This window comes from Candidatus Methylomirabilota bacterium, from assembly GCA_036005065.1.
Classification (GTDB): Bacteria; Methylomirabilota; Methylomirabilia; order Rokubacteriales; family DASRDR01; genus DASYQW01.
This window is the reverse complement of sequence record DASYQW010000300.1, coordinates 14,960-36,792: the sequence shown is the minus strand read 5'-3', so window position 1 is coordinate 36,792 and position 21,833 is coordinate 14,960. Positions and strand designations below refer to the sequence as shown.

Sequence of the window (21,833 nt, the reverse complement as noted above, 5' to 3'; positions counted from 1 at the left end):
CTCCCGACGGAGAGCGCCACGGAGCGCATGCGCGTCTGGCGCGCCCTGAAGGCCACGGGGGCGGCGGTGTTGCGCGATGGGGTCTACGTGCTGCCCGAGCGGCCGGATCTGGAAGAGGTCCTGACGCGGCTGGCGGGGGAAATCACGGAGACGGGTGGCAGTGCCCACGTGCTGCGCGTGGCCCCCCGCGACGAGGCCCAGGCCGAGGCGTTGCGCGCGCTGTTCGATCGGACGAAGGATTATGCCACGCTGGCCGACGAGATCGGCCGAGCCCGGGCGGGCCTTTCCAGCCAGGGGCCGAGCGCCGTCCGGCGTCAGAGCAAGGCGTTGCGCCGGCAGTTCGACGCGATCGCCGCCATCGACTTCTTTCCGGGTGCAGCCAAGGGGCAAGCCGAGGCCGCGCTGACCGAGGCCGAGGCGGCCGCCATGGAGATCCTCAGTCCCGGCGAACCCCACGGAGGGAGCGGACCCATCCCTCGGCTCGATCCGGCGAACTACCGGGGGCGTGTCTGGGCGACGCGCAAGGCGCCCTGGGTCGACCGTCTCGCCTGCGCCTGGCTGATCAAGCGGCACATCGATCCCGCTGCAGCGTTCCTGTGGCTCGAGCGACCCACCGCCCTGCCCAGGAAGGCGGTGGGATTCGATTTCGACGGCGCGCCGTTCACCCACGTCGAGAATCGAGTGACCTTCGAGGTCCTCCTGCGGAGCTTCGGGCTGGAGGCGGACGGCGCGTTACGGAGGCTTGCCGACGTCGTCCACTATCTCGACGCGGGCGGGATCCCCGTCAGCGAGGCCCCCGGGGTGGCGACGATCCTCGCGGGTGCCAAGCAGCGCAGCCGCGACGACGACCAGCTCCTGAAGCACGCGCTCATCCTGTTCGACTTTCTCTATGCTGCGTACGCGGAGAGCGACGCCGAATGATGCGTCAGCTCGGCGAGATGCGGCGGACGGGAACCACCCACGGCCGAGGATCGGGCACTTGCTCCGCGTTGCCCCGGTGCTCCCGTGGCGGTTCACAGTGCCGGAGCCCGTGCCGATTGCCGGCGGCGCCGCGGCGGGCCTGCTCAGCGTCTGGGCGCGGGGATAGAACGGAGGCGACATCATGAAGTGGGTTACTCGAGAGAAGGCGCGCGTGGATCGGATCGCGTGCCCGTGGCTGATCACCCGATTCATCGACAACGAGCCCGTTTTCCTGTTCGTGCCCGCCGACCAGGTCCTCGAGGTCGCCGGGCGGGAGGCGGCGACGGCATTCGATGTGCCAGGCGTCCGCCTCGGACACCACGGGGAGCGATGCTCGTTCGACGCGTTCCTCGACGAATTCAAGCTGGAGGATCCCGCGCTCCACGCCCTGGCGCCCATCGTGCGGGGCGCCGATACGGACGCGCGCGAGCTGACGCCGGAGTCCGCGGGACTCTATGCCGCCGCCTCCGGATTCCGCGAGATCGCTCGGGATGACTTCGACAACATGGCGCGGCAATTCCCGATGTACGACGCCCTGTATGCGTACTGCCGGTCCCGCGGGCGGTAGGCGTCGACGCCGGTCCCGAGGCGATCATCTCGAACGCGACCACGCCGCGGTGCATTCGGGAAGGGCGCGCCTCTACGTGGCGCGCGACCGTACTCGCGGCGAGACACGCGGCGGTGGGACCCCATGACTGCTCGTGGCGACCCTAGCAGGGAGAAAGCGGGTACGAGAAAGCAGGCCCGACTCGGGTTCTGGGCCGCGGAAGCGTGGCTAGAGGACGGGCGGGCCGATCCCCTCGTCCCTCAACCGCGGGAGCCGGACGGTAAAGCGTGCGCCCTTCCCGACGCCGGGACTTTCCGCCTTCACCGTCCCTTCGTGCAGCTTCACCAGATGATGCACGATGGCCAGGCCGAGGCCCAGACCTCCGTGGGCGCGGGAGCTGTCCGCGTCCGCCTGCCGGAAGGCCTCGAAGACGTGAGGCAGGAACTCCGCAGGGATGCCCCGGCCGGTGTCGCTGATCACGATCTCGACATGCGCGGCATCGTTTCGAACCCGCACGTCCACGCGACCCCCGGACGGCGTGAACTTGATGGCGTTGCCGACGATGTTCCCGATGATCTGGTGCAGACGCTCGGGCTCGCCCAGCGCTGGTCCGGCCCACGGGTCCATGGTCGACTCGAGGACGACGCCCTTTTCGGCCGCGACCGGCCGCATCGTGTCGAGGACGGTCTCCACGATGGGTGGGATGTCGACCGGCTGCCGGTTCACCCTGATCTGCCCGGCGACGATACGCGAGGCCTCGAGCAAGTCGTCCACGACCTTGGCGAGCAGCCGCGTGTTCCGGTCCACCGTGGTCAGCGCCCGGTCGAAGAGCGCGGGATCGTCCCGCTTGACTCGCAAGATGTGGAGCCACCCGGCGATGGCATTGAGCGGACTGCGGAGCTCGTGCGAGACCATCGCCAGGAATTCGTCCTTGGCCCGACTGGCGGCTTCCGCCTCCCGCCGTGCGCGCTGGGTGGCGGCGTGAAGCTCGCGCTCTTCCTCCAGCAGGCGCCCTCGTTCCTCTTCCAGCCGTCGCCGCTGGCTGATGTCGCGGGCTATCGCCGAGGCCCCGATGATCTCGCCGGCGGCGTTCCTGACCGGGGAGATCGTGACGGAGACGTGGATGCGCGTCCCGTCCTTTCGTATGCGCTGCGTCTCGTAGTGCTCGATCCGCTCACCCCGCCGCAGGCGCGCCATGATGTCGGGCAATTCATCGGGCTGGTCGGACGGCACGAGGATGCTGATGTGCCGGCCGACCACCTCGTCGGCGGCGTACTGGTAGAGTCGCTCGGCGCCCGCGTTCCAGCTCGCGATGATGCCGTCGAGCCTCTTGCCGATGATCGCGTCGTCGGATGAGGCCACGATGGCGGCGAGCTGCAGCATCGTCAGTTCGGCGGTCTTGCGTTCCGTGATGTCGCGGGCGATCTTCGACGCGCCGATGATCGCCCCCCCGGGATCGCGGATCGGTGAAACGGTCAGTGAGACGTGGACGGGACGTCCGTCTTTCCGCAGGCGGACGGTCTCGTAGTGATCGACACGCTCGCCTCTCCGGATCCGGCTGAGGATCTCGAACGCCTCGCCGCTGTCCTCGGGCGGGATGAGGATGGTGATCGGCTGCCCGATCGCCTCGGCCGCGGAGTAGCCGAACAAGCGCTCGGCTCCCGTGTTCCAGCTCAGGATGATCCCGTCGAGGCTCTTGCTGATGATCGCGTCGTCCGAGGAGTCGACGATCGCGGCCAGGTGGCCCGCGACGAGGTCCTCGGGCCTGTTCCGGCGACGCTCGACTCGGGCCGGCTCCACGGCTTCTCCCGGCTCAGTCGCCGAAGCGGGGCGCCGCGGACGCCTGATAATGGTCCCGGGCTTTCTCGAGGAGTCCGGCAATCGTCGTCGGGACGAATTCCCGGGCGGCGAGAATGGCGGCCTCCGCATCCGGCATCGCGGATGGGCGGGGATACTCGGCCAGGAACACGCGACGCAGAAAGCCGGCGTCGTCGGCAGACCCGAACACCTCGGCGTACGCGCGCTCGACCGCCTCCTCGAGCCGGCTGTAGTCCTCCGCGGGGATGAGATCGGAATGCACCGCGCATACGCGCTGCAGGAGTCCACGGTAGATACCCGCGTCGAATGGGTCCATGGAGTAGCCGCACAGGAGCGAAGCGCCGTGGGTGGCCAGGAGGTCATTCCAGAGCTCTTCGAGACGGATGGTTGCCGTCACGTCGGTCCGGCGCAGGAGGTCGACCATCTCCCCGAAGGCGCGGACGCGCCGGTACCCGGCGGATCTGGCCGCTCCGATCGCGGCCCCGATCACGGCCTGGAATCGCTCGGGATCCGGCATGCCGTCGACCAGCAGCCTGGCCAGGGTCGAGGCGGCATCGAGAACGGTCAGCTGAGCGCGGCGCTGAAGGTCGTCGAGATCGAATCGCTGGCTCTCGAGCCGGTCCGAGATCTCCCGCCAGTGGGGAGGGGTGGCGATGATGATGACGGCGTCACCCGCGCGCAGACCCTCGGCGGCAAAGTCGCAGACGGCGCACGCGAGGAATTCCGGGTCGGTGTAGAGCTGCGCGATGTGCTGACCGGGAACCGGGGCGGCCAGCAGACTTCGCCACTCGGCGGCGCCGCGGGCCTCGACGTGTCCGCTCCACATAGCCCTATCATACCAGGGGCGCCGCCAGGCCCCGGTGTGGCCACCCCGAGCACGCCGAGCCGCTGGCCTTGCGGACCGGCCGCCAGCTGAGACGCCGCGGAGGCGAGGCATGTCGGATACTCACGACCTGGTCGTCATCGGTGCCGGCAGCGCCGGCCTGGCGGCAGCGGAGGTGGCGACTCGCTTCGGTGTCCGGGTCGCGCTGGTCGAGGGCCACCACATCGGTGGCGACTGCACCTGGACCGGCTGCGTGCCGAGCAAGGCGCTCCTGAAGGCGGCAAAGGCGGCCCACACCGTCCGTACGGCGGCCCGCTACGGCGTCTCCGCGCCGCCCGCCGAGACCGACATGGGCCGGGTCCGGGCGTACGTCCGCGAAGCGATCGAACGCGTCTCCCGGCGCGAGACGCCGGACGCGCTTCGCCAGCGAGGCATCGAGGTCGTGCGCGGACCGGCATGCTTCGCCGATCCCCACACGATCCGGGTCGGCGACCAGTCGCTCCGCGCCCGCCGGATCGTCATTGCGACCGGGGCGCGGCCGAGGGTCCCGGATCTCCCGGGGCTGCGCGAGGTCCCGTTTCACACCTACGAGACGATCTTCGACAACGATCGCCTGCCCGGGCACCTGCTGGTGATCGGGGCCGGGCCGGTCGGCGTCGAGCTCGCCCAGGCCTACCGCCGGCTCGGGGCCGAGGTCACGCTCGTCGGCGAGCGGCTCTTGCCGAGGGACGAGCCGGAGGCGGCCGAGGCGCTGGGCCGGGTGTTCGCCCGCGAGGGCATCGATCTCGTCCAGGGCCGGGTCAGCGCGGTGCGGCGCGACGGGGAGACCTCTGTCCTGCGCGTGGCGGATCGCGAGGTCCGTGGCGACCTGCTGCTGGTCGCCGTCGGGCGGACGCCTCGCGTCGACGGCCTGGGACTGGAGACGATCGGCGTGAAGTACTCGGCCACCGACGGGATCGCCGTGGATCGCCGGCTGCGCACGACGGTTTCCCACATCTACGCGGCCGGCGACTGTGTCGGCGGCTATCAGTTCACCCACTTTGCGGGCTGGCAGGCCTTCCACGCTGTCCGCAACGCGCTCCTGCCCTTCGGCGGCGCCGGCGTCACGGACGTCGTGCCGTGGACGACCTTCACCGATCCCGAGGTCGCGCACGTGGGCCTCACCGAGGCGGAGGCCCGGCGCCGGCTGGGGGAGGGGGTGCGGGTGACCCGGCGGGACGGAGCCCTGATCGACCGGGCGGTGTGCGAGGACGATGCCGAGGCCTTCGTCAAGCTCATCCATCGTGGAGACGGCGCGCTCCTCGGCGCCACCATCGTCGGGCAGCGCGCCGGGGAGGCGATCACGGAGGTGGCCCTGGCTCTCACCCTCGGTCTCCGGCCCCGCCGGATCGCCACCACCATGCACGTCTACCCGACCTATTCGGACGCGGTCCAGCAGGCGATCGGGACGGTGGTCGCAGACCGGTTCTTCGGTGGCGTCGCCGGCCGGCTCCTGCGGGCCGCGCTGGGGGCGTGGCGCCGACTTCGATCTGCGGCCCGTCGGGTTTAAGCTGAAGACAGGCGGCCTGGAGCCTCGTCGTGAACGACAACGAAGGAGCGGGAGCCCGGAGACTCGCGCAGACGGCGGCGCCGGCCGCGCCATTCCGCGAGTTGCGGAGCCTCTGGTTCCAGCTCACCGGGACCCTCTGCAACCTCGCCTGCCGGCACTGCTTCAACGCGAGCGGCCCGCGGCACCCCTGGCTTCCGGGACTGGACGCGACGGGTATCCGTCGCTACATCGAGGAGGCCGAGCAGCTCGGTGTCCGGGAGTTCTACTTCACCGGCGGGGAGCCCTTCCTCCATCCGGAACTCCTCGACCTGCTCGCCGACGCCCTGGCCGTGGCTCCGACCACCGTCCTGACCAATGGCACGCTGATCGACGACGGGATGGCCGATCGCCTGGCCGCGCTGGCCGCAGCCGCGGCGTACTCCCTGGAGATCCGCGTGAGCCTGGACGGGGCGACGGCCGACGAGAACGACGCCGTCCGCGGTCACGGGAGCTTCGATCGCGCGCTGGCGGCCATTTGCCGGTTGAGCGCCCGGCGACTCTACCCGATCGTGACGGCGACGGAAGTCGCCGCGGCCGGACGCGGGCCGGGGCTCTACGACCGGCTGCGACGCCTCCTCCTGGAGGCCGGCGTGGATCGGCCGCGCATCAAGATCATCCCGATCTTCGCGATGGGCCGGCTGGCCGGTCGGGAGCCGGATCGGCGCCTGACGCCCGAGCTTCTCGACGGCTACGACACGGCGCGGTTGCAGTGTACCGAGACGCGGGCCATCGCGGACGGGGGCATCTACGCGTGCCCCATCCTGGCCGGGTTGCGGCAGGCCAGGGTCGGGACCGGCCGCCTGGCCGACGCCCTCGGGCCGGCGTCGCTCGATCACGCGGCGTGTTACACCTGTTTCGAGACCGGGATGTCATGCGCCAACTTCTGAGCTCGTACCGGCGCATCGCGCTCATCGGCGGAGTCTACAGCAACTACCTGGCTCTCGACGCGACGCTGGCCGACACTCGCCGCCGGGGCGCGGAAGCCGTCTTCTGTCTGGGCGATGTGGGCGGCTTCGGCCCGCATCCCGACCGGGTCTTCCCGCTCCTCCGGGACGCCGGCGTCCACTGCCTGCAGGGCAACTACGACCTGTCGATCGCCGAGGGGCGGACCGATTGCGGCTGCGGCTACACCGATCCACGCGACAACCGCTTCGCCCACCTCTCGTATGCCTACACGCTGGGACATACCTCGACCGAGAACCGGCGATGGCTCGGGAGCCTGCCTCCGGCGCGGCGCCTGGCGCTCGGCCCCTACCGCCTGCTCCTGGTCCACGGCTCGCCGCGCCAGATCAACGAGTTCCTCTGGGAGAGCACGACACCGAACGGCCTCCTGGAGCACTTCTTCCGACGCTACGAGGCCGACGTGCTCGGCGTCACCCACACGGGGATCAAGTGGCGGCGCGCCCTGCCGAGCGGCCGGCATGCCGTGAACGTCGGGGTGATCGGGCGACCGGAGAACGACGGGACCTCCGCGGTCTGGTATGCCCTCCTGACCGCCGATCCGGACCTCGTGGTCGAGTTCGTGCCGGTGCACTACGACCACGAGGCGCTCGCCCGCGAGATGGAGCAGGAGGCTCTCCCGTCGGAGTTCGCCGAGACCATCCGTACCGGGTGGTGGACCTGTTGTCTCGAGTCGCTGCCGGTGAAGGAGCGGGCCCGCGGCCGGTTCTGACGTCCCACCCTGACGAGAGGAGTCAAACAGGCCGGCTAGGCTGTGGGCGGTCGGGCCACGTGGGCGCGGGTAGCCGCGGATGGCCGAGGTCAGGGCGCCAGGCGGGCGCGCGAGCCTGCGGTCCGCCCGGGGCGAGGCCGCTCGCCGTCCGGGAACTGCCAGCTGGGCCGCTGGCGCTCGAAAGGCAGGGCGAGCACGCGGGCGAGTCGGACCTCGGCCGGGCTCCGATAGGCGGGGATCCCGACCGCGATCGCGTCGTGCGGCACGTTCAGCCGCAGCGTGCCGTGGAGCCGATCCCAGCAGGTCAGCAGGCTCGAGAAGTTGCTGTCCGTTTCGTGCTCGACGACGGAGTGGTGAATCCCGTGCATGCGAGGCGTCACGACCAGCGATACCAGGCGACGCTCGAGCGCGAGCGGCAGCCGCAGGTTGCTGTGATGGAACAACACCGAGAGCATGAGGACGCCCTGATAGGCGAAGAAGGTCTCGCGCTCGATCCCGAGGAGGAGGAGCTGGCCGACTCGGAATCCGGTGCTGAGCGCGAGCTCGCCGAAGTGGAACCGGATTCCGGTGGAAGCGTCGAGGTCCCGGTCGACATGGTGGACCACGTGGAAGCGCCAGAGGAGGGGAACGCGGTGGTTCCACCGGTGCCAGAGCCAGAGCGTGTAGTCCAGCAGCAGGAAGCCGGCGACGCCCCTGGCCACCTGGAGCGGGACCGGCAGCACGCGGAGCAGGCCGACTCGACGAGCGGCGGCCCAGCGGGCGACCGGCTGTCCTACGGCCGCCTCGGTGAGGCCGGTCGCCACGGCGCCCAGAGCGGCGATGACCACGTTGCGCCCGGTGTGCGGCAGCGTCCGCTCCACCCGGGGCCGGAGCGGGCGCCGGCGCTCGGCGAAGAGGAGCCCCAGGAGCGCGCCGGCCACCAGCCCGGCCAGCGTGATCGAGGAGCCTCGGGTCACCGTCGCACTCGCACGGCCCGCGCCGACGCCGGGCTCGTGGTCATCCGCTCCGGCCCTCGGTGAGGCGTCCGCCGGGAGAGAACGCGGTCCCTATCCCGCCGACAGGCGTGCGCCGAGGAGGCCGCGGACGGTCGGGAACCAGCTCGCCAGGAGACCTCGGAGCGCGGGCGAGGGGCCTCGCGATTTGGCCCATCGCGTGTGGCGCTCGAGGAAGGGGTAGTGCCGATCACGGTTCTGGAGTCCCCGCAGTGCCAGGACGGTCAAGCCCGGATCGAGGGTGCTGCACCGGCTGTCGTACGGACCCATGAGATGCCCTCCCGTGTTTGGGGGATATAGATGTATGAGACCTCAGCTGTTTAGACGCTGGGAAGGCCCACATCGTTGCATCTCGATAGCGGCGCGCGCTGTTTGTAGCTGTTTCTCGACGATGGAGATCGATTCCATGCCGCGAGTCGAGGGGTCGCAGACCCGTGGGACGAAGAGCCGGCGCCTGTGAGAGCGGTGTCGTCAGCGGAGATCGAATCGCTCGCCATCGGCGCCTGGATCCTCGGCACCGGCGGGGGCGGCAGCCCGTATCACGGCCTGCTCAACTTGCGCACGCTCTACCGCCAGGGCACGATCGTCAAGCTCATGGATCCCGTCGCCCTGGCCGACCAGGATTTGGTGGCGGTGGTCTCTTACATGGGGGCGCCGCTGGTCGGGCAGGAGCGCCTCCAGGACCCCCAGGTCATCACCCGCGCCGTCCGCCTGATGGAGGCGTACCTCGGCCGTCGCTTCCAGGCGGTGATGGCGGTCGAGATCGGGGGCGGCAACGCGCTCGTGCCATTCATGGCGGCGGCCTTGCTCGACATCCCGGTGGTGGATGCGGACGCCATGGGCCGGGCCTTCCCGGAGGCCCAGATGACGAGCTTCGCCATCGAGGATCTCCCGATGTACCCGCTGACGCTGGCCGACGTGCGGGACAACGTGGTGATCGTCGCCCGGGCGGCGAGCTGGAAGTGGATGGAGCGGCTCTCGCGGAGGGTGACCACCGAGGTCGGCTCGACCGCCGCCACCTGCAAGGCGCCCCGGACCGGCCGAGAAGTGAAGGAGTGCGGCATCCTCTACACCGTGACGAAGGCGATCCGGATCGGCGAGATCGTGCAGGCGGCCCGACGCGGCCACCGCGATCCGGTGCAGGCCGTGCTGGAGGCGGAGGGCGGCCTCCTCCTCTTCAAGGGCAAGGTGCAGGACGTCAGCCGGCGTACGACGGAGGGGTTCCTGCGCGGGACGACGGCGATCGACGGGCTCGACGAGTACAAGGGGCGGTTCTTCACGCTTGCGTTCCAGAACGAGTTCGCCGCCGGGTGGCTCGACGGCGAGCCGCGGGTGATGACGCCCGATCTGATCTGCGTCCTGGACCCCGTCTCCGGGGAGGCCATCGGGACGGAGACCCTGCGGTACGGCCAGCGGGTCACCGTGGCCGCCCTGCCGGCGCCGCCGATCCTGTTGACGCCCAAGGGCCTCGAGCACGTGGGGCCGCGCGCCTTCGGCTACGACCTGGATTTCCGGTCGGTTTTTCGGCAGCCAGGCCCGCGTCAGGGGCGTGCCGGGGGCGGGTGATCGTCGACGTACCGGGCCAGCACCTCGGCCGCCAGGCTCGCCCCGCGGTCCGAGAAGTGCCCGTCCCTTTTCAGGAACACGTCCTGGCCGCTCTCGATCGCCTGCTCGACCGGCGATCTCAGGCTCAGGAACGCGATGCCGTGGGTATGGCAGAACGACTCCAGCAGGCCCTCGTAGATCGGCTCCTGAGGGAATACACCCGTACCCGTATAGGTGAAGACGTTCACGAAGGCGAAGCGATGCCGGTCGGCGAGGTCTTGGATCTTCCGCAGGGCGTGCAGGTGAAACTCCATCGCCAGGGCCATCCGCGGCCTGTCCTGGAACGGCGGCAGCGTCCGCCAGTGCGCCTCGGCGGCCTCGGCCCGTCGCAGCCCGTGGGCGCGCAGAGACTGCCAGAGAAAATCGAAGGCCTTCACGACGTAGAGCTCGGCCAGGTATGCTTCGAGATCGAACGGCCGGGCCGGCCGGCGGTCGATCTCGAAGTACGGCGTCGTATGGTCGGTCACGGACGTCTTGAGAAAGGCGATGAGCTCGCTGTCTGTCAGCGCGGCGCCCAGGTCGTCGACGTCGTTGGCCAGAAAGAACAGGAAGACGTACCGGGGGCGAAGCCTGAGGCCGTAGGTCTTCAGCACCTGGTATTCCTGGTGGATCGCGTTCCCCTGGATGCCGAGGTTGGCCACCGGCTGTCCCAGTAAGGCCTCCAGGTGATGACGGACGGTCGACGTTTCCTCCAGACCGTGCCCGTAGACCATGGAGTCGCCCAGGAGCACGACCGATGCGGTCGCGCGCTCGACCGGATTGCGGAACCCGAGCGAGTCGGTCTTGTGATGCCAGGTGTACCCATTGAAGTACATGCGTCGCTCGTAGCTGGGCCGCATCAGGTTCATCCGAAGCTCGGACGAATACCGGTAGATTCCGGAGGGGCCGGTATGGTACCCGGTGGCCAGGTGGTTCCCCAGCGCCTGGGGCAGGGTCTGAGGGAACTGCCGGGAGTAAAGCTCGAAGAGACCCAGCGAGCCCATCACGACCGCGACCACGAGGACCAGGTTCGCCCAGTGGGCAACGAAGAGCGCGTGGAGATACCGATCCAGCTGGTGGAGTCGGGCCGCCAGCGGACTCACCGCGGGGAGCCGCCGGGTCGAGAGAGATGCGAACAGTCCCCTTTCCAGGCCGAACAGCATCTTGATCACGAGCGCGAGGAGGCAGATCTGGAGCGGGCGGGTCGGCTCGGTCAGGGTGATCCGGAACAGCGCGGTCTTCCATCGGACTGCACCGCCGAAGACGGTGTACAAGACGAACAGACCGGCGATCAGGAAAGCGGCGTCGGCGATGACTGCCAGCGGTTGGCGCTTCATCCCGGGTGGCTACGATGATAGGCGACGGCCCGGCTGTCGGCAAGGAACAACGGGAGCCGAGCCGGACATGAGGCGGATCGGCATCGACGTGGGCGGCACCAATACCGACGCCGTCCTGCTCGAAGGTGAGCGCGTCGTCCACGCGGTCAAGACCCCGACGACCGGGGACGTGACGAGCGGGATCACGCGTGCGCTCGCTGCCCTGGTCGACGAGTCCGGGGCCGACCGGGATCGGGTGGACGCCGTGATGATCGGCACCACTCATTTCACCAACGCGATCGTGCAGCGCCGAGACCTCACGCCGGTGGCGGCGATCCGCATCGGACTTCCGGCCAGCGCCTCGCTCGGGCCCTTCGTCGACTGGCCGGCCGACCTGGCCGGGCTCGTGCGGGGGGAGGTCTTCATGCTGGAGGGCGGCCACGAGGTCGACGGGCGCCCCCTGGTGCCCTTCGACACCGGCGGGATGCGGCAGGTCGCCCGTCGGATCCGCGAGTCGGGCCTCCGCTCGGTCGGGATCGCCTCCGTGTTCTCGCCGCTCAACCCGGCCTGCGAGGTCGAGGCGGCCGCGATCCTGCAGGAGGAGTGTCCGGACGTCGCCCTCACTCTCTCCCATCAGCTCGGCCGGATCGGCCTCCTGGAGCGCGAGAACGCCACGCTGCTGAACGCCTGCCTCGTGGATCTCGCCCGCCGCACCACGCGCGCCTTCGTCGCGGCGCTCCGGGTCAGCGGGCTGTCGGCGCCGCTCTACCTCACCCAGAACGACGGCACGGTGATGCGCGCCGAAGCGGCCGAAGGCTTTCCCGTCTACAGCTTCGCGTCGGGCCCGACCAACAGCATGCGGGGCGCCGCGTTCCTCTCGAAGCTGGCCGACGCGGTGGTCATCGACGTCGGCGGGACCACGACCGACATCGGCTGCCTGCGCCGCGGCTTCCCGCGCGAGGCCAACGCGGTCGTCGAGGTCGGCGGCGTCCGGACGCTCTTCCGGATGCCCGACCTCCTGTCACTCGGCCTCGGCGGGGGCTCGCTGGTGTCGACCGAGCCCGCCGTCCGAGTCGGGCCGCGGAGCGTGAGCTATCGCCTCACGGAGCTGGGCCGCGTCTTCGGCGGGCCCACGCTGACCTCGACCGACATCGCGGTGGCGGCCGGACTCGTGGACCTCGGCGACCGGGGCCGGGTGGCCGGGCTCTCCGCCCAGCTCGTCGAGGCCTGCCTCGCCCGCATCCACGACATCCTCGAGGACGGTGTCGACCGCGTGAGGACCGACGCCGGCCCGACCCCGCTGGTGGCGGTGGGCGGCGCGGCCTTTCTGGTGCCGGAGACGCTGCCCGGCATCTCGGAGGTCGTCCAGGTGCCGCATCGGGCGGTCGCGAACGCGGTGGGCGCGGCCATCGCTCAGGTCAGCGGGGAGGTCGATCAGATCTTCCAGGGTCTCTCGCGCGAGGAGGCGCTCGCGGAGGCGCGCCGGCTGGCGGAAGCGCGGGCTGTCCAGGCCGGGGCCGACCCGCGGACGCTCGAGGTGGTGGACGTGGAGGACCTGCCGCTGGCCTATCTGCCGGGGAATTCGCTCCGCGTGCGTGTCCGCGCGGTCGGCGACATCAGCCGAGGTCCCGCCGCCGAAGCCGCGGAGTGACGGGCGCGGGCCCGGAGGAGGCAGCCGCGGCGGCGCTACTGGCTAGCGGCGGGCCGACGGACGAGCTCCTCGCACAGCCGGAGGAGCTTGGAGATGTCGGGCGGCTTGGGCATGACGGCCGCGGCCCCCAGGCGCAGGGCTTCGGCTTCCCAGTTGCGCCCCAGATACGCCGAGAGGATCACGACCCGAGCGTTCGGGGCGACGGTGTTGAGGTACTGGAGGGCGGTCAAGCCGTCCATCCGCGGCATCACGAGATCGAGCAGGACGAAGTCGAAGGACTCCTCGCGAGCCCGCTCGATGGCCTCGACCCCGTCGGTGGCCGTGGCCACCTCATAGCCCTCGCCCCGGAGGATCTTCTCGAAGGTCGCCGTGATCCCGGCATCGTCGTCGACCACGAGGATCTTGCCGCGCGATCCTGCCGTCATCCCGGCCAGCCTCCGCACCCCAAAGGGAAGTGAAACGGATCCGACGCACTCCGACGGGGACGCGCTCGAGGCCACGGCCGGGGCGTCGCGAGCCATGTCCACCGTACGCCGACCGTCCGCAGGCGTCAAGCGTGTCGGCAGCGTCGGGACGTTCGCCAAGAGGGTCATCCGGGAGCAGCTCAAGGAGCGGCACCTTCGAGAGTGAGTGACGGCTCGACCCCGGGGCGATTCCATAGCCGGTCAGGCGAACTCGGCATCGGATTTGCTCGCCCCGACCATTCATGGGACCGTCGCGTCCACACTGAGTCATGAGAGGCGGGCGACATGGGAACGATCCTGCTGATTATCCTGATTCTGGTGCTCATCGGCGCGCTGCCCACCTGGCCCTACAGCTCCGGGTGGGGGTACTACCCGAGCGGTGGGCTGGGGCTCGTGCTACTGATCCTGATCATCCTGCTCTTGATGGGGCGGATCTGACAGGTTGGAGGCGACATGAAGATCCTGCGCTGCAGTGACCTCATGCCCGGCTGCAAGGCCGTGGTCGAGGGGATGGACACCGAGGACGTGATGGCCAAGGCGACCGAGCACGCGAAGAAGGACCACGGGATGACGACCATCCCGCCCGACGTGGCCGCCAAGGTCCGCGCGGCGATCAAGGACAAGTAGCCGCGTTCGCCGAACGACTGGCGAGCGCCGGGGCGCCGGCGCTCGCGGTGTGTTCGGGCACAGGGTGTCGTCCGGAGGGGCCGTCGAGGCCCCTCCGGTCGTTCAGCCGAGTCGGCGCCAGGCATCATGCGGCGCGGTCCGCGGGAAGCGGTCGGGGTGGAGGATCTCGGCCAGGATCTCGAGCCCCTCGACGATGCGCGGGCCGGGGCGGTTGAAGTAGGCCGAGCCGTTCACCGCGTAGACCTGCCCGGCGCGGACCGCGCTCAGCCGCTGCCACTCGGGCGGCCGCGCCGCGCCGTCCAGTTCGGCGATCGTGCGCGAGAGATCGAAGCCGCACGGCATGAGGACCACGACCTCGGGGTCGTAGGCCGCGACCTCCGGCCAGGCGATCTCGGTCGACGGCCGCCCCTCGCGACCCAGCCCATCGCGCCCCCCGGCCCGGCGCACCATCTCGGGAACCCAGTGCCCGCCGATAAACGGCGGATCGAGCCATTCGGCGGCGAACACCCGCGGTCGCGTCGGCGCCGCCCCCGCCCGCTCGGTCACCTGGTCGATCCGCTGCTGGAGCGCCCGGACTGCCGCCGCCGCGCGCTCGGGCACGCCGGCGAGCTCGCCGACCCGCTCGATGGTCTCGAGGATGCCCCGGAGCGTCGTGGGCTCGAGCGACACGACCGTGCGCTCGCCGGGGAGCCGACGGACCGCTTTCTCGACGTCGCCGTAGGCGACCGCGCACACGGCGCAGAGCTCCTGGGTCAGGATCAGATCCGGGTCGAGCTCCCGGAGTCGCGTGTGGTCGAGCGCGTAGAGGCTCGAGCCCTCGTGGACGGCGCGGGTCACGTGGCGGTGGATCTCGCGGCTCCCGCTCGCGGCATGGTCGACGACGCTCCGGGTGACGACCGGGAGGCGGCGCGCTTCCGGGGGATGGTCGCACTCGTGGGTGATGCCGACCAGCCGGTCGCCGAGGCCGAGCGTGAAGACGATCTCGGTGGCGCTGGGGAGGAGCGAGCAGATCCGCATCGGTCGGGAGGAGGCAGTTGCCATGGGCCTTCCCCGGGGCAGTGTATCATCCCTTCCTGTATGATCTGGCTCGTGGGACTCGAGGCTCGCGCATGACCGACCTCGGGGGACGTGGCCGGGGGCCGTGGATCGAGCTGGCGCTCGCGGTGGGCATTCTCGCCGCGACGCTGGGCGTGGCCGCCGTGTGGGTTCGCGCGCGGGAGCATCCTCTCGGTGGGGGCTCCCGGGCGTTTCAGATCGTGCGACCGGCGACGCCGGCCCCCGTGCCGCGGATCGCGCTGTCCGACCTGGCGGGTCGGCGGGTCCACCTCGAGGACTTCCGCGGCCGCGTGATCCTCCTGAACTTCTGGGCCACCTGGTGCGAGCCCTGCCGGGCCGAGATGCCCGCCATGGAAGCGCTCTCGCGTGACCTCACCGATCGCGGCCTCACGGTGGTCGCCGTCAACTACCAGGAGCCGGTCCGGGCCGTGCAGGCCTACGTCCGCGAGCTCGGCGTGACCTTTCCGATCCTCCGTGACGCGGAGGGCCAGGTCGCCCGGGAGCTTCACGTGCCCGGACTGCCGGCCACGTTCCTCATCGGCCGGGACGGCGCGGTGATCGGCACCGCGCTCGGGTACCGAGACTGGAACGCGCCCGAGGCGCGCGCCTTCATCAGCGAGCTCCTGGCGGCGCCGCCTCGCGGAGTCGCGGCCCGCTGATCGTGGACTTCGGTTCCGCCTGGTTCGACTGGCCCTGGCGCCCCGGCCCCGCCCTCGTCGTGCTCGCGGCCGGAGGCGCCTACGTCCATGGCTGGTGCCGCCTTCGGCGCCAGGGTTACCGGCAGATCGCGTCGCTGTGGCGGGTCGGCGCGTACCTCGCGGGCCTGGCCAGCGTGGTCCTGGCGCTCATGTCGCCGATCGAGCAGCTCGCCCATGTCCTCTTCAGCGCGCACATGGTGCAGCACCAGCTTCTCCTGATGGTCGCCCCGCCGTGTCTCCTCCTCGGCAATCCGTTCCCCCTCGTCATCTGGGCGCTGCCCCGGGGGGTCCGCCGCGCCCTCCAGGGGGCGCTGACCCAGGCGAGTCCGCTTCGTCAGGCCCTGCGCCGGCTCACCTGGCTCCCGGTCGCCGGGCTCCTCTACGCGGTGAACCTGTGGGCCTGGCATCTCCCCGCGGCGTACGAGGCCGCCCTGGGCTCTCCCGTCCTTCACGACGTGGAGCACCTGGCCTTCTTCGGCACCGCCATCCTCTTCTGGTGGCCGATCGTCAACCCGGCACCGCGCTGCCGGTGGCCGCGGCCCGGCGGGCTCTACTATGGCCTGCGGATCGCGTACCTGGTCCTGGCGACGGCGCAGAACACCCTCCTGGGAGCCGTCATCGGCCTCACCGAGCGCGTGCTGTATCCCTCTTACGCTCGGGCCTCGGGGCTGTTCGGCCTCACCCCGCTCGACGACCAGGCGCTCGGGGGCGGGATCATGTGGTCAGGAGGTCACATGTACCTGATCGCCATCCTCGCGCTCGTCGCCCAGGCGATGAATGCCGGCGAGCGCGAGCAGCCGGAGCCGGCCCTGCCCCGCGACCGGGCCGGGTCGTGAGGCCGGCGAAGGCGCTGCCTCTCCGGGGATAGGGCCGCGAGCCGGCATTCTCCTTGCAGCCTCCTCCGGCAATGCTTCGGACCCGGCGACGTCGAGCCTTCGGGATCGGGAGCGCCCGGCGAAACCGGCGGACATTGCGCCGGGCCGCTGGCGCCCTGTGTCTCATTCTCGCCCTCTACTGTCTCGTCGCGGCCGCCGCGACCCTGAGCGCCCAGACCGTCACGGGTGAGCGCGCCTCGAAGACGTTCCTGGACGCCTCTCGGAGTCGGCTCCCGCTCCTCCTTCCCATCAACGTCCTGGTGTTCCTCGTGGTCGTGGCCGCCGTGATGCGCCCCGGCCTCCGACGGACGGGACCGTCCACGCCAGCCCGCCCGGAGTAAGCGACTCCGACGCCGACCCCGCGGGTGAGGGAGGCTTCGCCAGAGTAGGCTCCCGCGCGGCCCAACCTCCCGTCCTACAAGGCCCTGCTCCCCGTCCAGGGGAGCCCGCGTAAGTAAACTCGAATCTTGACAGGCCTCGGCGCGGCCTCGCATTATACTCTACTGGCTCCCTGCGGTCGGAACTCGGGGTCGGAGCTGAGGAGGAGAATCCGGATGGGAGGGCTGAAGGGCCTCCTTCTCTGGACGGCGGGCGAGGAAGCGACGGCCGTGCGGGGGCTTCTCACCGAAGACCCCGAGCTCGTCATGGTGCCCCTGGGGGCGGGGGGCGAGATCCCGCCGCGGCTGCCGTCCTTCGACCAGGTCATCGTGGTGGCCGACTGGGCCAGGCTCCGCTCGGAGCCGACGGCCATCGAGCGCTGGCGGCGTACCCTGACCCCGGCCCCGGTGTCCATTCTCGTGCTGGCCGAGCGGGACGAGCTGGACGCGGCCGTCCGGGCACTGGGCGCCCAGGTCGACGACTTCCTCGAGCGACCCTGCCACCCCGGGCACCTCAACCGGAAGCTTCGGACGACCCTCCGCTACCTGGCCGACCAGCAGGCGGCCCAGGGGCTTCGGACGGAGCTCCTCCGCCAGGCCACCGACTTCACCGAGTTCAACCGGGTCGCCCTCGCCCTGTCGGCCGAGCGTGACGTCAACCGGCTGATGGAGCTGATCCTGACCAAATGCCGGGAGGTCACCACCGCGGACGCCGGAAGCCTCTACCTCGTGGAGGAGAAGGACACCGACCCCGGACAGTGGGAGGCCCAGGGCGAGCGGACGCTCCGGTTCGTCGTGGCCCAGAACGACTCGAAGAGCCTGGACCTCAAGAGCGCGCGCCTCCCGTTGACGCGTGCCAGCATCGCGGGATGCGTCGCCCTGACGCGAGCGCCGCTGAACCTCCCGGACGTCTACCGCCTCCCGGCCGACGTCGAGTTCTCCCACAACCCGCGGATGGACCAGGCGCTCGCCTACCGCACGGTCTCCATGCTGGTCATCCCGATGGTGGACCACACCGACGAGATCATCGGGGTCATCCAGGTCATCAACAAGAAGCGCTCCCCCCGCATCCGCCTCGACACGCCCGAGGCGGCCGAGGCGGAGGTGCTGCCGTTCGGGTCCCACGACCAGGAGATGGTCAGCTCGCTGGCGAGCCTGGCCGCGGTCAGCCTGAACAAGGCGCTCCTCCTGACCCGGATCGAGGGCCTCCTCGAGGGCATCGTGAGGGCCTCGGTGACCGCGATCGAGCAACGAGACCCCGCCACCGCCGGTCACTCGGATCGGGTGGCCCGGCTGACGGTGGGGCTGGCGCAGGTGGTCGATCGGGTCACCGCGGGCCCGTTCCGGGACGTGCACTTCACGCGCGAAGAGCTGAAGGAGCTCGAGTACGCCTCGATCCTCCACGACATCGGGAAGGTCGGGGTCCGGGAGCACGTCCTCGTCAAGGCCAAGAAGCTCTACGAGCCCGAGATGGGCGTGATCCGCACGCGCTTCGACTTCATCAAGCGCTCTCTTCAGTACGAGTACACGCGCCGGATCATCGACCTCATCACACGGCTGGGATCGGAGCGGGCGCGCCCGCACATCAAGCAGCTCGAGGAGGAGCTGGAGGTCAGGCTCGCGGAAGCGGATCGGCAGCTCGAGCTGATCCTGCGGCTCAACGAGCCCACGGTGACCAGGTCGGAGGTCACGACGAACCTCGGGCTCCTGACCGACCTCCGGTATCCCTATTTCGACGGCACCCTGCGCCCCTACCTCACCGACTACGAGATCTCGAACCTCGCCATTCCGAAGGGCAGCCTGAACGAGCAGGAGCGGCTCGAGATCGAATCGCACGTGACGCACAGCTTCCGCTTCCTCATGCAGATCCCGTGGACCAAGGAGCTCCGGCGCGTGCCCCTCATCGCCTACAGCCACCATGAGCGGCTCGACGGCTCCGGTTATCCGCGGCGGGTGCGGGATGTCGAGGTCCCCATCCAGGCCCGCATGATGACCATCTCGGACATCTTCGATGCGCTGGCGGCCTCCGACCGCCCCTACAAGCGCGCGGTGCCTGCCGAGCGGGCGCTGGACATCTTGCGAACCGAAGCGCGGTCGGGGCGTGTCGACCCGGTCTTGCTCGATCTCTTCGTCGAGGCCCAGGTGTTCGACCCACGAAGGGCCGGCCGCCCCCGCAACCCCGACTGACGGTCCTGGGCGAGCTGATGCGGGACGTCGTCGGGCGGGAACGACGGAACGCAGCGGCCTGCCGAGACGGGGTGGACCGCTCCCCCCGAGGCGGGCGGGCAGCGGGCGCCGCCACTCCGAGCTGAGCCGATAGACCACTCCCGGAACGTCATGGCCGGTCCCTCCGACGCATCCCAGGAGCATTCGGCCCCGCGTCTCCCCCCGACCGTTCTGGTCGTCGTCATCCGGTGGGTGGCCGTCCTCGCCACCGTCCTCCTGAGCCTCGGGGGGCTCGTGTGGGTCGCCCTGCGGCTCTTTCCGGACTGGCTGCCGGCCGGCGCCTGGACGCACCCCTATACCGGCGTCGGCCTGGTCGTCGAGCTCATCATCCTGCTGGGCGCCTTGCTGGCAGGGATGGTGGTGCTGGCGGGGCTGCGTCGCTGGGAGGCCCGGATCGCCCGCGCCCGCGAAGCCCGGTACAAGGCCTGGGCCCGCGAGCGACAGGAGGCCCAGCGGGAGCAGGCGGCGGCGGCGGCCCGCGTGGAGGCCGAGCGGATCGGCGGTACCGAGGCCGTCCTGGTGCTCGACTTGATCCAGTCGACGGAGCTCATCCGGGAGCGCGGGGACGAGTTCTTCCGTGATCTGCTCCGGCGGATCGAGACGGCCTTCATCCCGGTGGCCCGTGAGTACGGGACGCGGTGTGTCGACGGGCACGGCGACGGGTTCCTGTTCTGCTTCGAGCGGGTAGACCAGGCGCTGGAAGCCGTGCAGGGGATGTACGCCCGGCTGCCGGGGGTCAACCAGTTGATGCCTCCCGGCGTCGAGGTCGCGTTCCGGGCCAGTCTCCACGTGGGTCCGACCTTCACCGACACGCGCGGCAACCGAACCGGGCTCGCCGTCCTGAAGACGGTGCGGCTCGGGGCCGTCATGGAAAGCCTCTACGGCCGGGGCGCCGGGCGGAACTCCCTGGTGATCTCCCACGATGCCCTGAGCGCCCTCGGGCCAAAAGGGGCGTCCGCCAAGCTCCTGGGCAACGTCGCCCTCCGAGGGTTCCCGGGGACCCATCCCGTCTATCAGATCGAAGTGTGAGAGGGGCGACGATCTCGCGGCCCCGGCGCCGGGCCCCTCTGCCGGGCCTGGCGCGGATGGCAGGTCCTCGCGGCGGCTCCGTTCGGTATGGTCCTTGCACGGCCTACCGGTGCACGCGTTCTCCGAACACTCGACCGAGGAACGCGGGAGGCACGACGATGACCGGCAACGACGGACCGAGCCGACCTCCGTATCCGGCGGGAGAGATCGTCCCGCGGTCGGCGAAGTACGCGGCGATCCACGAGGGGCACTACCTGCCCTTTCAGATGATGCACCTCTTCGGGGGAGAGGATTTCCCGCCCTGTCCGCAGTGCGGGAGTGCCGTCATCTACGTGGAGGTCCTCCGCTCGCGGCGTCGAGACCGGCCGGCCGGCCCGCGCTCCACGGCCCAGCTCCACGCCCTGTAGAATCCTGCTCGCTTGGCCGGCCCGTCCGGGCCTATTGACGGGTTGCCCCCGGCGGACTACCATGAGCGGGCGCGACGGGTACCGACATCGAGAGACGGACGCCCGGAGTCCGCCGGCACCTTGCGGGGAGGGTTATGCGACGCGTGCTCGCCGTCGACGATGACCCCTCGATCCTGGCCGTCATCAAGGACATCCTGTCGAAGTCGGGCTACACCGTGACGGTCGTCCCGAACGGCGTCGAGGCGGTTCGCCGGATCGAGGTGGACAGCTTCGATCTCGTGATCACGGACCTCCGGATGCCGGAGATGAGCGGTCCGGAGCTCATCACGTTCCTCCAGAAGGACGCCACGTACTCGAAGATCCCCATCCTGGTCCTCGCCACCGGGGCCGAGAGCGCGGACCTCGGCACCCTCAAGGTCGACGCTCGGGTCTCCAAGCCCTTCGTGCCGAAGACCCTGATGAACGCGGTCGCGGCCCTCATCGGCTGACGCCCGTCGATCGCCCTTCGCCCCGCACTGAGACGGCAGCGCATCGCCGGCCCCGCTGAGCCCAAAAGGGCGTGCGGGGTCCTGCGCCATCGTGTACGATTTGGCCCAGATCGGCCATGCTCGACATCGGGTTTCAGGAACTGCTCGTCCTGCTGGTGATCGCCCTCGTGGTCTTCGGGCCGCACAAGCTCCCGGAACTGGGGCGGGCCCTCGGACGGGCGATGCGCGAGTTCCGTCGCGCCAGCGACGAATTTCGCCAGACCGTCGAGACGAACCTCAACCTCAACGACGATTCGTCGATTCTTCCGCCGTCCGCCTCCTCGTCGGTGAGCGCGACGGAGCCCGAGACTCCGCCGGCGACCCCGACGACCCCGGCTGAGCCCGAGGCGGCCCCCCCGGGTCTGGACGGAATTCCTCCGGCGCCCGCCGAGCCGTTCTGCGGCCGGCGCGGGGGGCGGCTCCTCCACCGGAGCAGCTGCGCCTGGGTCGCTCGCATTCCCGAGCCGGAGCGATCCGTGTACAAGACGGCCGCCGAAGCCTTGGAGCTCGGGCTCGCCGCGTGTCCCGTGTGCACGCCGCGGGACGAGGCCGCTCCGCTCTAGGTCATTTCGGGGGGGTCTCGGAAGACCCCCCGA

24 protein-coding genes are annotated in these 21,833 nt (G+C 70.4%); 17 read left to right on the top strand and 7 right to left on the bottom strand.

Annotated features, from left to right (window positions below):
- Positions 1 to 921: chromate resistance protein ChrB domain-containing protein (locus tag VGW35_20850; GenBank protein ID HEV8310119.1), on the top strand; the 921-nt coding region annotated here is incomplete at its 5' end.
- Between the two features lie 181 nt (positions 922 to 1,102).
- Entirely contained in the window at positions 1,103 to 1,528 is a 426-nt protein-coding gene (locus tag VGW35_20845) for a chromate resistance protein ChrB domain-containing protein (protein HEV8310118.1), read from the top strand.
- A 207-nt stretch (positions 1,529 to 1,735) separates the two neighbouring features.
- On the opposite strand, the gene VGW35_20840 is transcribed toward VGW35_20845, so the two are convergent.
- On the bottom strand, positions 1,736 to 3,307 hold the full coding sequence (locus VGW35_20840) for a PAS domain-containing sensor histidine kinase (protein HEV8310117.1): 1,572 nt from the start codon (positions 3,305 to 3,307) through the stop codon (positions 1,736 to 1,738).
- 13 nt (positions 3,308 to 3,320) lie between these two features.
- Positions 3,321 to 4,151: an MEDS domain-containing protein gene (locus VGW35_20835; protein HEV8310116.1), complete on the bottom strand. Its 831-nt coding sequence runs from the start codon at positions 4,149 to 4,151 to the stop codon at positions 3,321 to 3,323.
- A 109-nt stretch (positions 4,152 to 4,260) separates the two neighbouring features.
- Between VGW35_20835 and VGW35_20830 the strand changes: the two genes are divergently transcribed.
- From VGW35_20830 to VGW35_20820, 3 genes are read left to right on the top strand one after another with little or no spacing between them, the layout of a single operon-like run.
- Positions 4,261 to 5,697, top strand: a complete 1,437-nt coding sequence (locus tag VGW35_20830) for an FAD-dependent oxidoreductase (protein HEV8310115.1) — start codon at positions 4,261 to 4,263, stop codon at positions 5,695 to 5,697.
- Positions 5,698 to 5,726: 29 nt separating this feature from the next.
- Positions 5,727 to 6,623: a radical SAM protein gene (locus VGW35_20825; GenBank protein HEV8310114.1), complete on the top strand. Its 897-nt coding sequence runs from the start codon at positions 5,727 to 5,729 to the stop codon at positions 6,621 to 6,623.
- Complete coding sequence (locus tag VGW35_20820; protein ID HEV8310113.1) at positions 6,608 to 7,408, top strand: metallophosphoesterase family protein; 801 nt, start codon at positions 6,608 to 6,610, stop codon at positions 7,406 to 7,408. The genes VGW35_20825 and VGW35_20820 overlap by 16 nt, the downstream gene beginning before the upstream one ends.
- 89 nt (positions 7,409 to 7,497) lie before the next feature.
- On the opposite strand, the gene VGW35_20815 is transcribed toward VGW35_20820, so the two are convergent.
- A complete protein-coding gene (locus VGW35_20815) occupies positions 7,498 to 8,364 on the bottom strand; it encodes a sterol desaturase family protein (GenBank protein ID HEV8310112.1) in 867 nt (288 codons plus the stop codon).
- Between the two features lie 90 nt (positions 8,365 to 8,454).
- Positions 8,455 to 8,670 (bottom strand): hypothetical protein, encoded by a 216-nt coding sequence (locus VGW35_20810; GenBank protein ID HEV8310111.1) that lies wholly within the window; start codon positions 8,668 to 8,670, stop codon positions 8,455 to 8,457.
- A gap of 186 nt (positions 8,671 to 8,856) precedes the next feature.
- Between VGW35_20810 and VGW35_20805 the strand changes: the two genes are divergently transcribed.
- Positions 8,857 to 9,966: a DUF917 domain-containing protein gene (locus VGW35_20805; protein ID HEV8310110.1), complete on the top strand. Its 1,110-nt coding sequence runs from the start codon at positions 8,857 to 8,859 to the stop codon at positions 9,964 to 9,966.
- On the opposite strand, the gene VGW35_20800 is transcribed toward VGW35_20805, so the two are convergent.
- Entirely contained in the window at positions 9,942 to 11,321 is a 1,380-nt protein-coding gene (locus VGW35_20800; GenBank protein HEV8310109.1) for a hypothetical protein, read from the bottom strand. The genes VGW35_20805 and VGW35_20800 overlap by 25 nt on opposite strands.
- A gap of 67 nt (positions 11,322 to 11,388) precedes the next feature.
- On the opposite strand from VGW35_20800, the gene VGW35_20795 reads away from it, so the two are divergent.
- Positions 11,389 to 12,951, top strand: coding sequence for a hydantoinase/oxoprolinase family protein (locus VGW35_20795; protein HEV8310108.1), 1,563 nt, complete (start codon positions 11,389 to 11,391; stop codon positions 12,949 to 12,951).
- Between the two features lie 35 nt (positions 12,952 to 12,986).
- Here VGW35_20795 and VGW35_20790 read toward each other — a convergent pair whose 3' ends face one another.
- Positions 12,987 to 13,376: a response regulator gene (locus VGW35_20790; GenBank protein HEV8310107.1), complete on the bottom strand. Its 390-nt coding sequence runs from the start codon at positions 13,374 to 13,376 to the stop codon at positions 12,987 to 12,989.
- Positions 13,377 to 13,700: 324 nt separating this feature from the next.
- Here VGW35_20790 and VGW35_20785 point away from each other — a divergent pair, with 324 nt between their 5' ends.
- Both VGW35_20785 and VGW35_20780 read left to right on the top strand, forming a co-directional pair.
- Positions 13,701 to 13,853, top strand: a complete 153-nt coding sequence (locus tag VGW35_20785; GenBank protein ID HEV8310106.1) for a DUF3309 family protein — start codon at positions 13,701 to 13,703, stop codon at positions 13,851 to 13,853.
- A gap of 15 nt (positions 13,854 to 13,868) precedes the next feature.
- Positions 13,869 to 14,042 carry a DUF1059 domain-containing protein gene (locus tag VGW35_20780; GenBank protein HEV8310105.1) on the top strand — a complete coding sequence of 58 codons (174 nt, stop codon included), beginning with the start codon at positions 13,869 to 13,871 and terminating at the stop codon, positions 14,040 to 14,042.
- Positions 14,043 to 14,144: 102 nt separating this feature from the next.
- Here the strand turns inward: VGW35_20780 and VGW35_20775 are convergent, their stop codons facing one another.
- The gene (locus VGW35_20775; protein HEV8310104.1) at positions 14,145 to 15,083 is read right to left on the bottom strand and encodes a cobalamin-binding protein; all 939 of its coding nucleotides are present in this window, start codon (positions 15,081 to 15,083) and stop codon (positions 14,145 to 14,147) included.
- Between the two features lie 68 nt (positions 15,084 to 15,151).
- Between VGW35_20775 and VGW35_20770 the strand changes: the two genes are divergently transcribed.
- From VGW35_20770 to tatB, 8 genes are all read left to right on the top strand, one after another.
- On the top strand, positions 15,152 to 15,757 hold the full coding sequence (locus VGW35_20770) for a TlpA disulfide reductase family protein (protein HEV8310103.1): 606 nt from the start codon (positions 15,152 to 15,154) through the stop codon (positions 15,755 to 15,757).
- Positions 15,758 to 15,759: 2 nt separating this feature from the next.
- Entirely contained in the window at positions 15,760 to 16,632 is an 873-nt protein-coding gene (locus tag VGW35_20765; GenBank protein ID HEV8310102.1) for a cytochrome c oxidase assembly protein, read from the top strand.
- A gap of 134 nt (positions 16,633 to 16,766) precedes the next feature.
- Positions 16,767 to 17,012 carry a hypothetical protein gene (locus VGW35_20760; protein HEV8310101.1) on the top strand — a complete coding sequence of 82 codons (246 nt, stop codon included), beginning with the start codon at positions 16,767 to 16,769 and terminating at the stop codon, positions 17,010 to 17,012.
- A gap of 213 nt (positions 17,013 to 17,225) precedes the next feature.
- Positions 17,226 to 19,235 (top strand): HD domain-containing phosphohydrolase, encoded by a 2,010-nt coding sequence (locus VGW35_20755; protein HEV8310100.1) that lies wholly within the window; start codon positions 17,226 to 17,228, stop codon positions 19,233 to 19,235.
- 150 nt (positions 19,236 to 19,385) lie between these two features.
- Positions 19,386 to 20,303, top strand: coding sequence for an adenylate/guanylate cyclase domain-containing protein (locus tag VGW35_20750; GenBank protein ID HEV8310099.1), 918 nt, complete (start codon positions 19,386 to 19,388; stop codon positions 20,301 to 20,303).
- Positions 20,304 to 20,461: 158 nt separating this feature from the next.
- Positions 20,462 to 20,710: a hypothetical protein gene (locus tag VGW35_20745; GenBank protein HEV8310098.1), complete on the top strand. Its 249-nt coding sequence runs from the start codon at positions 20,462 to 20,464 to the stop codon at positions 20,708 to 20,710.
- A gap of 134 nt (positions 20,711 to 20,844) precedes the next feature.
- Entirely contained in the window at positions 20,845 to 21,198 is a 354-nt protein-coding gene (locus VGW35_20740; GenBank protein HEV8310097.1) for a response regulator, read from the top strand.
- 116 nt (positions 21,199 to 21,314) lie between these two features.
- Positions 21,315 to 21,800 carry a Sec-independent protein translocase protein TatB gene (gene tatB / locus VGW35_20735; protein ID HEV8310096.1) on the top strand — a complete coding sequence of 162 codons (486 nt, stop codon included), beginning with the start codon at positions 21,315 to 21,317 and terminating at the stop codon, positions 21,798 to 21,800.
- The last annotated feature ends 33 nt before the right edge of the window (positions 21,801 to 21,833 follow it).

What these genes read in the sequence shown, in the direction of transcription:
- VGW35_20845 (HEV8310118.1), top strand. Translation starts at nt 1,103, where the DNA reads ATGAAGTGGGTTACTCGAGAGAAGGCGCGCGTGGATCGGATCGCGTGC.
- VGW35_20835 (HEV8310116.1), bottom strand. Translation starts at nt 4,151, where the DNA reads ATGTGGAGCGGACACGTCGAGGCCCGCGGCGCCGCCGAGTGGCGAAGT.
- VGW35_20830 (HEV8310115.1), top strand. Translation starts at nt 4,261, where the DNA reads ATGTCGGATACTCACGACCTGGTCGTCATCGGTGCCGGCAGCGCCGGC.
- VGW35_20820 (HEV8310113.1), top strand. Translation starts at nt 6,608, where the DNA reads ATGCGCCAACTTCTGAGCTCGTACCGGCGCATCGCGCTCATCGGCGGA.
- VGW35_20810 (HEV8310111.1), bottom strand. Translation starts at nt 8,670, where the DNA reads ATGGGTCCGTACGACAGCCGGTGCAGCACCCTCGATCCGGGCTTGACC.
- VGW35_20800 (HEV8310109.1), bottom strand. Translation starts at nt 11,321, where the DNA reads ATGAAGCGCCAACCGCTGGCAGTCATCGCCGACGCCGCTTTCCTGATC.
- VGW35_20795 (HEV8310108.1), top strand. Translation starts at nt 11,389, where the DNA reads ATGAGGCGGATCGGCATCGACGTGGGCGGCACCAATACCGACGCCGTC.
- VGW35_20790 (HEV8310107.1), bottom strand. Translation starts at nt 13,376, where the DNA reads ATGACGGCAGGATCGCGCGGCAAGATCCTCGTGGTCGACGACGATGCC.
- VGW35_20785 (HEV8310106.1), top strand. Translation starts at nt 13,701, where the DNA reads ATGGGAACGATCCTGCTGATTATCCTGATTCTGGTGCTCATCGGCGCG.
- VGW35_20780 (HEV8310105.1), top strand. Translation starts at nt 13,869, where the DNA reads ATGAAGATCCTGCGCTGCAGTGACCTCATGCCCGGCTGCAAGGCCGTG.
- VGW35_20775 (HEV8310104.1), bottom strand. Translation starts at nt 15,083, where the DNA reads ATGGCAACTGCCTCCTCCCGACCGATGCGGATCTGCTCGCTCCTCCCC.
- VGW35_20770 (HEV8310103.1), top strand. Translation starts at nt 15,152, where the DNA reads ATGACCGACCTCGGGGGACGTGGCCGGGGGCCGTGGATCGAGCTGGCG.
- VGW35_20755 (HEV8310100.1), top strand. Translation starts at nt 17,226, where the DNA reads ATGGGAGGGCTGAAGGGCCTCCTTCTCTGGACGGCGGGCGAGGAAGCG.
- VGW35_20750 (HEV8310099.1), top strand. Translation starts at nt 19,386, where the DNA reads ATGGCCGGTCCCTCCGACGCATCCCAGGAGCATTCGGCCCCGCGTCTC.
- VGW35_20745 (HEV8310098.1), top strand. Translation starts at nt 20,462, where the DNA reads ATGACCGGCAACGACGGACCGAGCCGACCTCCGTATCCGGCGGGAGAG.
- VGW35_20740 (HEV8310097.1), top strand. Translation starts at nt 20,845, where the DNA reads ATGCGACGCGTGCTCGCCGTCGACGATGACCCCTCGATCCTGGCCGTC.
- tatB (HEV8310096.1), top strand. Translation starts at nt 21,315, where the DNA reads ATGCTCGACATCGGGTTTCAGGAACTGCTCGTCCTGCTGGTGATCGCC.